This window comes from Coleofasciculus sp. F4-SAH-05 (genome assembly GCF_040222985.1).
Classification (GTDB): domain Bacteria; phylum Cyanobacteriota; class Cyanobacteriia; order Cyanobacteriales; family Coleofasciculaceae; genus Coleofasciculus; species Coleofasciculus chthonoplastes.
Genome location: NZ_JAVKBY010000123.1, coordinates 1 through 9,342, shown reverse-complemented (window position 1 = coordinate 9,342; position 9,342 = coordinate 1). Strand labels below are relative to the sequence as shown.

Sequence of the window (9,342 nt, the reverse complement as noted above, 5' to 3'; positions counted from 1 at the left end):
AAGTGACCGAAATTCTGGAGAGTATTTGGGAGTTAAGACAGTCCAAATGCGTCCAGGGGATGAGTTTGGTTTCATGCTGGTTCCCAATAATACAGTGCAACGGGTGTTTGATAATCCCGATGTGGGAGGGGCGGCGCGTCCCCTATTTTCCATGGCGACGGCGAATCCAGATGATGCGTTTCATGTGGGGCAAATTGCCGATGTCACGGGGGATGGAAGTACCTTTGTGATGGAAGATTTGCGGGTGGATACGCAGTCGGATGGGGATTATAACGATGTTATTTTCCAAGTGCGTGGGGCGACGGGTGAAGCCGCTTTAATAGATGAGGTGATTGATTCTGGAAAGGATTGGCGGGAGACTGATTTGGGTCAAGCGTTGATTGATTATGCCGAACCTTACATTACGCCGGATACGCCTGATGATGGCGGACTATTAACCGATGAATTGGTCGGAGAATCCACAACCGATGACATCCCAGTCGATGAGGGTGAAATCGTTACCGAACCCACGACTGAAGAATCAACGGATGTTGTTATCGATGAACCTGTTAACACCAGTGAAATCGTCACCGAACCGATAACAGATTCTGAACTCGCTGAACCTGTCCAGAATGAGTTTTCTCCAGAAAATCAGCCGTTAGTGGGCATTATTGATACAGGTTTCAGTGAAAATAACCCTGATATTGACTATAGCCGAATTAGCTTAGGACAAGACCGGATTGATGGCGATGATAACCCTCTGCTAACCACAGATGAAGGGAATGAACATGGCACCCATGTGTTAGGTATAATTGGGGCGACTGAAGATAACGATATTGGCATTGAAGGGATTAACGATGATGCGCCGCTTTGGGTTGGGCGTGCTGTGGGTTCTGGTCAATGGGCAGAATCATTAGTTGAATTTGTCGATGCGGCGCAAGAATCGGGACAACCCAATGCTGTAGTTAATCTGAGTATGGATTTAACCCAAATTGATGCGGATGGAAATGTTACCACTCGTTATGAGTTTACACCTGTAGAAATGGCAGCGTTAGAATATGCCCGTCAAAATAATGTTTTGGTGGCAGTTGCTGCTGGCAATGACGGCGGAGTTATGTCTGCTTTAGGACAAGCCTCCCAACAATTTGATAACATCATTACCGTTGGTTCTGCTGAACAAATTGATGGTGAAACCTCTGTTTGGAAAGGGTTTGACCGTGCTGATTATTCAAGTTATGGCAATGGGTTAGATATTGTTGCTGATAGCGGCACATTAGAAAATCCAGTTTTGTCCACTGTAGGAAATCATCTGGGAGCCATGGATGGAACCTCGGTGGCAACGGCTCAAGTTACAGGAGCCGTCTCCCAAGTTTGGGCGGCGAACCCTGAGTTAAGTTACCGTCAAGTAATTGACATTCTCAAATCAACGGCAACTGATCTCAAAACTGCAAATCACGATTTAGAAACCGGGTCAGGATTACTAAACATGGTGGCAGCAATTCATCTGGCTAAGGCGACAAAACCTGAAGAATACAATCCTGAGTTACAAGTCGTTCCAATCACTTGGAGTGGTGAAGGAAAAGTTACTCCGATGGAACGAGCGGTTCGTTATCGTTATGACCTGAAAGCTGGTGATACGCTTTGGGGAATTGCTCAACGGGAGTTAGGGAATGGAAATCGTTGGACAGAAATCACCAAAGATTCAGCCGGAAATGCACCCTTTACCAGTGAAGAAGCAACAGGATTACCTGTAGGTCAAGTGGTTTATATACCGGGGAATGACCCCAATCAGCAACCCGAACCTGAACCTGAACCTGAACCCGAACCCGAACCTCAACCTCAACCTCAACCCAATCCAGAGCAAGTAAAACAAGCCGCCTTAACTAATTTCTTGAAGGTATTTGGCACATCAGGGAGTACGTCTTGGCAAAGCTTCCTCAAGCAGATATTTGAGAAGTTCTACAATAATCCCGATGAAACACTGAATTCTAAAGCACCGAAACAAGGAACAGGGACTTCCTCAATACCTAAACCTCAACCTACGCCGACTCAAAATGTCAAGACTCTAGCTGGGAAGAAAATTATCTTAGATCCCGGACATGGAATCGACAACAATGGATTTGATCCTGGTGCGAGTGGGAATGGGACAACAGAAGCTGTCGAAAACTTACATCAGGCTAAGATTGTTGCTGACCATTTACGACAACTTGGTGCTGAGGTAAAAGTGTTAGATGAACGCTTATCTCTGGCACAAATTGGTCAACGGGCGGCGGGACATGATATTTTTGTCTCGTTACATCAAAATGCATTTAACAGTAATGCTCAAGGGCATGAAGTCTATTCCCATCCAAATGCTCCAGCTAAAGATGCTGAACTCGCCCAAGCGATTAATAGTGAGTTGGATGCAATTTTCCCGGACAGCATCATTCCTGATCGGGGTGTGAAGACAGCGAATTTCTCTGTTCTGCGTAATGCGCCAACGAATGTTCCCGCCGTTCTGGTTGAATCTTTATTTATCGATGCAGCCGGAATGAACCGTGCCAATGTGGAGAAAGCGGCTACTGCGGTGGCGCGTGGGATTGAGAAATTCTTGACAGGTCAAGCAACAGGTTCTACGCCTCCACCGAGTAAGCCTGCACCTACACCAAAACCGAATCCATCTCCTACAAAATCGGGTGTCGTGAATTCTAAGGTAGGCTCTTTACCGTTGAATTTCCGTGCTAATTCTTATGTGGGTGCAACGATTATCGGGTCACTCTCTAAGGGAACCTCTCTGAAGATTTTGAAATCGGTTACAGGAGGAGGTTACACGACACCGACGGGGAGTTCTCGGAATGATTGGTATCAGGTAGAAGTTAACGGGAAAAAAGGATATGTCGCGGCTTACTATGTTGATGTAACCTCTGACAATTCGTCACCGAGTCAACCTTCAGGGTTCCATGCAGAATCTTTCTCTGGCTGGGTTGGTCCTTCTATTGGAGTCGCGCTTCGCAATAGTCCGAAGCATTCAGATCGGAGTGGTTTAGCGGAACCTTATAAAAAGACACTCCATTTTGACGGATGGAAGTATGGAGAGTCTGTAACTGACATCTGGACAGGTAAATCTGATGCGCTGTGGTATCGTTACTGGAGTAATGGGAAGGCTTATTGGGTTCCCAGTGCTTACATTTTTGGCTATCCTAAATCTCGACCTCCGATTCAACCTGGGGGAAATCCGGGTGGTGGAACGACAAGTAAACCAGGACATGTTAATGACAAGGTGGGCAGTTATCCTTTGCGTCTCCGTAGTGGTCCTTATTTGAATAAGTCTGTCATTGGCAAGTTATCTAAGGGAACCAACTTGACTATTCTGGAACAGGTTTCTGGTCAGGCTTACGAGCCGGGAAATCGGACGACTTGGTATAAAGTTAAGGTCAATGGTAAGACAGGTTATGTGGCTGCTTACTATGTCAGTGAAGGGAGTAGTAATGGTGGCGGTAATTCCAATACGACGTTGCATTCAAACCCAACGCCTTCTAATCCATTACGAGGATTTGTTCATCCACTTAGCGGTAAAGGTGACATTACCCAAGGGAACAACGGCTCTACGTCTCATAGTGGTCGCTCAACTTACGCTTATGATTATGGAGTTGGGATTGGCACTCCAGTGTACTTAATGCGTAGCGGTAAAGTCGTCCAAGTTGTAGATGGTTATCCTGATACTGGTGGCGGTGAGTGGAATAAACATCGTGCTAACTATGTTGTGATACAGCATGAAAATGGGTATCGTTCTGCTTATTTACACCTGAAACAAGGATTTAGCAACTCTACAGGAGTTTATGTAGGTAAGTCTGTTAGTGCAGGTCAACTCATTGGTTACAGTGGTAATTCCGGATGGAGTACAGGACCTCACTTACATGTAGAAGTACATACTGGTAATTGGGGAAACACCGTTCCATTCAAAATTGGTTAATTTCAATCTGAAATGGTGCGTTACATGGGAGCAACATTAACTCAACTTCGGCGTAATTAATTCCCTCGAATAGTACACTCTACGCGATCGCATCCCCTCTATCCCCAGCGTGCGATCGCCCTCCCCCTCCCGGTTTGCACTAATTCGGGCTTGCTGCACAACTCCCAAACCCTTAGCTATCAAGGCTTTGAGTTGCATTGATATTTGTTTTTGTTCAAGAAAAAAGGGTTAAACCCTTTTATACCCTTGCACCGCTATCAGGGAAAATGTACTATAGCTCCCCCTGCTCCCCCTGCTCCCCCTGCTTCCCCTGCTCCCTACCCCCTCCACCAGACTTATTCAGCAGACCCTAATTCCTGATCAAAAGAGCGATCGCCTAAAACACACCTCCATTTTGAGTCAGGGCTGGCGCGAGTTGAAAAGTTATCACAAACATCAAAATTAAACGGCTCGCGCCCGTCCCTACAAATACCTGGGCTTCCACGCGATCGCATCCCCTCTATTCCCAGCGTGCGATCGCTCTTCGAGTAGAGCCTACAGCAGATCGCGCCTTCCCTCTTTCCCCAGATACACCATCTCACCAGGAATAAAAGCGATTCCCCACCAAAGTGCGATGGGAGCCTATCCAGGAAAGCATATAACCGCTCAAAAAACACCGTTTGACACCGCCAATTGAATAAAGGGCGACCCGATCAAATTAAGCGGACACCCTTGTTAATTGATGCAGGCGGGTCGCCCCTACAGCAGCATCAAAGGTGATAGTCTCCCAGCGTGCGATCGCACTCTCCCTCCCGGTTAGCGCCAATCCCTGATCAAAAGAGCGATCGCCTAAAACACACCTCCATTTTGAGTCAGGGCGGGTTTTGCTGAAAAGTTATCACAAACATCAAAACTAAGCGGCTCGCGCCCGCCCCTACAAATACCTGGACTCCCACGCGATCGCATCCCCTCTATCCCCAGCGTGCGATCGCCCTCTCCCTCCCAGTTAGCGCCAATCCTTTATCAAAAGAGCGATCGCCTAAAACACACCTCCATTTTGAGTCAGGGCGGGCGCGAGTTGAAAAGTTATCACAAACATCAAAATTAAACGGCTCGCGCCCGTCCCTACAAATACCTGGACTCCCACGCGATCGCACCTTCTCTATCCCCATCGTGCGATCGCTCTTCGAGTAGAGCCTACAGCAGATCGCGCCTCCCCCTGAATACGCACCAATTTCTGATGATCTCAATCCATCAATCTTCAATATCTCGAAGCATCCAAATCTCTAAACCCGCGTTGGGATAACGAAGTGTAGCATCATTGGTTAGAAAAACCCTGCATCCAGCTTCCACAGCCGTCGCTAAATGTAGAGCATCAATCAAGCCCAAATTGCTATTCCCTCGTAACCGGGCGGCTGCAATCACCACCACCTGAGTCACCGGGCAAAACCTCAGATTAGGAAAACGGGGTAAATCCTGAGCATATTCTTCGGCAATCTCAGGATATCCATCTCGCAAGGGTTTAACCATTAATTCAGCCAGCACCAAATCAGAGGCAACCCCCTGGCACTTCCCTTGCTCAATCATCTCCAAAATTTTCCGAGCTAGTTCGCCAAACTCTGGATTTCCTTCTAAAGCATAAATGAAAATCACACTGTCGAGAGCGATCGTAACCCCATCAAGGTCATCTAATCGCGCCATGACTCCCGTTCCCCACGAATATAGGCAACAGCATCCACCCCCCGCCAGAGATTTTGATGCTTGGCAAACAGGCGCGATGTATAACTAGGAACGGGCATCATAACCACAGCACCATCCACGACTTTGATTTCTAAGGCATCCCCCGGTTTCAGCTTTAATGCTTCTCGAATCGTTACCGGAATCTCAATTTCATAGTTGCTACTCACTTGAGCCACAGTCATCGGCGAAACCTGAATCGTTTGATTTCAATACTATCTTGACATGGAATCAGAGTGCGATCGCACCTCTCTCTCCCAATTTGCGCCAATCGCTTATCAAAAGAGCGATCGCCTAAAACACACCTCCATTTTGAGTCAGGGCGGGCGCGAGTTGAAAAGTTATCACAAACATCAAAATTAAGCACCATTACCCGCCCCTACAAATACCTGGACTCCCACGCGATCGCACCTCCTCTATCCCCAGCGTGCGATAGCTCTTCGAGTAGAGCCTACAGCAGATCGCGCCTTCCCTTTTCCCCAGATACACCATCTCACTAGGAATAAAAGCGTTCCTCACAAAAGCATGACAGCTTATCCAGGAACGCATATAACCGCTCAAAAAACACCGTTTGACACCGCCAATTGAATAAAGGGCGACCCGATCAAATTAAGCGGACACCCTTGTTAATTAATGCGGTGCGGGTCGCCCCTACACCCGAATCAAAGGTGATAGTCTCCCAGGGTGCGATCGCCCTCTCCCTCCCGGTTAGCGCCAATCCCTCACCGAAACAGCGATCGCCTAAAACACACCTCCATTTTGAGCCAGGGCGGGTTTGGTTGAAACGTTATCACAAACATCAAAATTAAACGGCTCGCGCCCGCCCCTACAAATACCTGGACTCCCACGCGATCGCACCTTCTCTATCCCCAGGGTGCGATCGCTCTTCGAGTAGAGCCTACAGCAGATCGCGCCTCTCTCTTTCCCCAGATACACCATCTCACAAGAAATAGAAGCGATTCCCCACCCAAGTGCGATGGAAGCCTATCCAGGAAAGCACATAACAGTCATAATGCGGTGCGGGTCGCCCCTACACCCGAATCAAAAGTGATAGTCTCCCCGCGTGCGATCGCGCCTTCCCTCCCGGTTAGCGCCAATCCCTGATCAAAAGAGCGATCGCCTAAAACACACCTCCATTTTGAGCCAGGGCGGGTTTGGTTGAAAAGTTATCACACAAATCAAAATTAAACGGCTCGCGCCCGCCCCTACAAATACCTGGACTTCCACGCGATCGCATCCCCTCTATTCCCCGCGTGCGATCGCTCTTCGAGTAGAGCCTACAGCAGATCGCGCTTTCCCTTTCCCCAGATACGTCATCTCACCAGGAATAAAAGCGATTCCCCACCAAAGTGCGATGGAAGCTTATCCAGGAAAGCATATAACCGCTCAAAAAACACTGTTTGACACCGCCAATTAAATAAAGGGCGACCCGATCAAATTGAGTCAACACCGTTATTAATTTGTGCAAGCGGGTCGCCCCTACACCCAAATCAAAAATGACAGGCTACCAAGTGCGATAGCGAAGCGCTGCTCCTTACAGCAGATCGCGCTTTCCCTTTCCCCAGATACACCCGATCACCAGGAATCGAAGCAGTTCTATGAAAAGGTGCGATCGCGTTCGGGATATGGGTGAGGATTGCGATCGCGTCTTTCCCTTTCCCAAAATACACGATATTACTCTGAATTAAATGGACACAACTGGACTCGAACCAGTGACCCCCACGATGTCAACGTGGTGCTCTAACCAACTGAGCTATGCGTCCGAACCAAACAGTATCTTACTGTAGCACGACTCTTTCAAAAGTGGCAAGCCAATCGGATCAAGCCCAAATAGTTTTTCTCCCTCCACCCCCCTGCATCCCTGCATTCTCGCCACCTTTTTGCGAGCTAATAGTTCTAACTGTCGCTGGTTTTGCTAAAATACCTAGGTTGTTCAGCCTAAACCAGCATCTTTGAATCAATCAGTAGAAATCTCCGGTGTAGATACCTTAGCGCAAGAACTTGCGACAATCCAGCAAACAGGTTCTAAGCGGATTGCCCTGTTAGGATCGCGTCATGTACCCATTACCCATCAACATCTGATCGAGATGATGAGTTATGCCTTGGTTCTAGGTGGCAATCGTCTGATGACCTCTGGCGCAACAGGTACGAACTCAGCCGCGATTCGCGGTGCGATGCGTGCTGACCCGAATTTGCTGACGGTCATTTTGCCCCAAAGCTTAGAACGTCAGCCACGGGAGTCGCAAGTTCAACTCCAACAAGTGATGCACTTAGTAGAAAACCCAGAAAATGATCATCTGTCTCTGGCAGAAGCCAGTGCGTTGTGTAACTCCGAAATCATTTCCCGATGTCAACAGCTTGTTTGCTTCGCCTTTCATGACAGCAAAACCTTGCTGAGAACCTGTGAGGAGGCAGAGGAACAACGCAAGGTGGTGACAATTTTCTATTTTGATTAACCGAAAAGCACGTCCTGTGCCCGATGCGATTTATCGCATCTAATTCATCGCCCTAAATCATGCAAAGCATGAATAGCAGCTTGACACCTCTGAGTCACGGCGGCTAAATCAGGTCGTTTTGTCGAAGCTGGGGGGGCAATGGGTTGACCAATTCGCACGGTTACGGGTACAGGACGCGGTATCGGTGATCCTTTAGGAAAAATGCGATGAGTCCCCCATAAACTCACGGGTAATAGAGGGGCGTTTCCCTTCGCTGCAATTAATGCCGCACCTAACTTGGGTTCCGGAATACGACCATCCGGTGTGCGTGTGCCTTGTAAAAAGACACCCACAGCCCACCCCTGAGATAGACACTCAATCGCCGCACGAATAGCACTCCGGTCGGCTGCACCCCGCTTCACTGGGTAAGCGCCGTATAACTGAATGGCTTGCTTGAGTCCCGGAACACGAAATAGTTCCTCTTTTGCCATAAATGCCACCGGACGCCGCACACAATTGGACAAAATCGGTGGGTCAAAGTCACTGGCGTGGTTACTTACGACAATCAGGGGACCATCCATTGGCACATTTTCTGCACCATGAATGTGACCTCGTAGGTAAACATTAAGCACTGGGCTGACTACCGACCATTTAAAGGCGTGGTAAAGGATTAGGCTAGCAAAGGGTTCGCGGTTTCTAGTCACAGAACATCCTAAGTAGATGGGAAAAATTCAATTTAACGGTGGAGATCGTCATTGGTCATTCGTTATGATTTACGGACTATTGAGAAAAGTTAATCGATTTGGGTTTATTGCCACAAATCGACTTAAACATAATCCCTAGATTTGGGGCTGCTGTATTAGAGTATCAGTTATCAACAACCAATTTGAAGATTTTATCGGGTTTTAGGTTTTACGTTGGCTATTGCGACTTCGAGATTGGGGTTGGTTGAGCCATGAGGGTACTTCGGCGATCGCGAAACGCTGCGATCGCGGCTTCCCAGGTGAAGGTGAACGACTGAAACGACTCGGGTGTGATCTGATCATAGTCTAGGGCATTGACGACACTCTCAAACTTGCTAAACAAATGATGTCGAATGGTTTCAAGACTGCCTAAATCTTGACCGAGAACTAGGGATACAAGCCTCGTCCTTTTAGGACGACTTTTTATTTTCTCTTAGTCTTGTATTGTAATAAATAATGTGTTAATCTATAAAATTAGTCTAGCACAGGCGAAAGTCGTGAGTATCGCCAATCGATT

The 9,342-nt window shown here is 47.8% G+C and carries 11 protein-coding genes and 1 tRNA gene; 5 read left to right on the top strand and 7 right to left on the bottom strand.

Going from position 1 to position 9,342, the window contains the following annotated elements:
• Nucleotides 1-25 precede the first annotated feature (25 nt).
• Nucleotides 26-3,931, top strand: coding sequence for a S8 family serine peptidase (locus tag RIG27_RS15050; protein ID WP_446346394.1), 3,906 nt, complete (start codon nucleotides 26-28; stop codon nucleotides 3,929-3,931).
• A 36-nt stretch (nucleotides 3,932-3,967) separates the two neighbouring features.
• On the opposite strand, the gene RIG27_RS15045 is transcribed toward RIG27_RS15050, so the two are convergent.
• The 4 genes from RIG27_RS15045 to RIG27_RS15030 form a co-directional block, all read right to left on the bottom strand.
• Nucleotides 3,968-4,129, bottom strand: a complete 162-nt coding sequence (locus tag RIG27_RS15045; RefSeq protein WP_446346392.1) for a hypothetical protein — start codon at nucleotides 4,127-4,129, stop codon at nucleotides 3,968-3,970.
• A gap of 752 nt (nucleotides 4,130-4,881) precedes the next feature.
• Nucleotides 4,882-5,160, bottom strand: a complete 279-nt coding sequence (locus RIG27_RS15040; RefSeq protein WP_446346390.1) for a hypothetical protein — start codon at nucleotides 5,158-5,160, stop codon at nucleotides 4,882-4,884.
• 4 nt (nucleotides 5,161-5,164) lie between these two features.
• The gene (locus RIG27_RS15035; protein ID WP_446339926.1) at nucleotides 5,165-5,611 is read right to left on the bottom strand and encodes a type II toxin-antitoxin system VapC family toxin; all 447 of its coding nucleotides are present in this window, start codon (nucleotides 5,609-5,611) and stop codon (nucleotides 5,165-5,167) included.
• Nucleotides 5,599-5,832, bottom strand: a complete 234-nt coding sequence (locus RIG27_RS15030; RefSeq protein WP_446339928.1) for an AbrB/MazE/SpoVT family DNA-binding domain-containing protein — start codon at nucleotides 5,830-5,832, stop codon at nucleotides 5,599-5,601. The genes RIG27_RS15035 and RIG27_RS15030 overlap by 13 nt, the downstream gene beginning before the upstream one ends.
• Before the next feature lie 399 nt (nucleotides 5,833-6,231).
• Between RIG27_RS15030 and RIG27_RS15025 the strand changes: the two genes are divergently transcribed.
• Together RIG27_RS15025 and RIG27_RS15020 are read left to right on the top strand one after the other, a co-directional pair.
• Nucleotides 6,232-6,456: a hypothetical protein gene (locus RIG27_RS15025; RefSeq protein WP_446346388.1), complete on the top strand. Its 225-nt coding sequence runs from the start codon at nucleotides 6,232-6,234 to the stop codon at nucleotides 6,454-6,456.
• Nucleotides 6,457-7,109: 653 nt separating this feature from the next.
• Nucleotides 7,110-7,280 carry a hypothetical protein gene (locus RIG27_RS15020; RefSeq protein ID WP_446346386.1) on the top strand — a complete coding sequence of 57 codons (171 nt, stop codon included), beginning with the start codon at nucleotides 7,110-7,112 and terminating at the stop codon, nucleotides 7,278-7,280.
• 56 nt (nucleotides 7,281-7,336) lie between these two features.
• Here the strand turns inward: RIG27_RS15020 and RIG27_RS15015 are convergent.
• Nucleotides 7,337-7,410 (bottom strand) — tRNA-Val (locus tag RIG27_RS15015).
• Nucleotides 7,411-7,599: 189 nt separating this feature from the next.
• Between RIG27_RS15015 and RIG27_RS15010 the strand changes: the two genes are divergently transcribed.
• Nucleotides 7,600-8,103: a DNA recombination-mediator protein A gene (locus RIG27_RS15010; RefSeq protein WP_446341271.1), complete on the top strand. Its 504-nt coding sequence runs from the start codon at nucleotides 7,600-7,602 to the stop codon at nucleotides 8,101-8,103.
• 44 nt (nucleotides 8,104-8,147) lie between these two features.
• Here RIG27_RS15010 and RIG27_RS15005 read toward each other — a convergent pair whose 3' ends face one another.
• Complete coding sequence (locus RIG27_RS15005) at nucleotides 8,148-8,786, bottom strand: lysophospholipid acyltransferase family protein (RefSeq protein WP_446346383.1); 639 nt, start codon at nucleotides 8,784-8,786, stop codon at nucleotides 8,148-8,150.
• A 16-nt stretch (nucleotides 8,787-8,802) separates the two neighbouring features.
• Here RIG27_RS15005 and RIG27_RS15000 point away from each other — a divergent pair, with 16 nt between their 5' ends.
• Nucleotides 8,803-8,925 (top strand): hypothetical protein, encoded by a 123-nt coding sequence (locus RIG27_RS15000; RefSeq protein ID WP_446346381.1) that lies wholly within the window; start codon nucleotides 8,803-8,805, stop codon nucleotides 8,923-8,925.
• 78 nt (nucleotides 8,926-9,003) lie between these two features.
• Here the strand turns inward: RIG27_RS15000 and RIG27_RS14995 are convergent, their stop codons facing one another.
• On the bottom strand, nucleotides 9,004-9,168 hold the full coding sequence (locus tag RIG27_RS14995; protein ID WP_446346379.1) for a hypothetical protein: 165 nt from the start codon (nucleotides 9,166-9,168) through the stop codon (nucleotides 9,004-9,006).
• Nucleotides 9,169-9,342: the final 174 nt, after the last annotated feature.

Coding starts and splice junctions, on each gene's coding strand:
- RIG27_RS15030 (WP_446339928.1), bottom strand. CDS start 5,832: ATGACTGTGGCTCAAGTGAGTAGCAACTATGAAATTGAGATTCCGGTA.
- RIG27_RS15000 (WP_446346381.1), top strand. CDS start 8,803: ATGGGAAAAATTCAATTTAACGGTGGAGATCGTCATTGGTCATTCGTT.
- RIG27_RS15035 (WP_446339926.1), bottom strand. CDS start 5,611: ATGGCGCGATTAGATGACCTTGATGGGGTTACGATCGCTCTCGACAGT.
- RIG27_RS15045 (WP_446346392.1), bottom strand. CDS start 4,129: ATGCAACTCAAAGCCTTGATAGCTAAGGGTTTGGGAGTTGTGCAGCAA.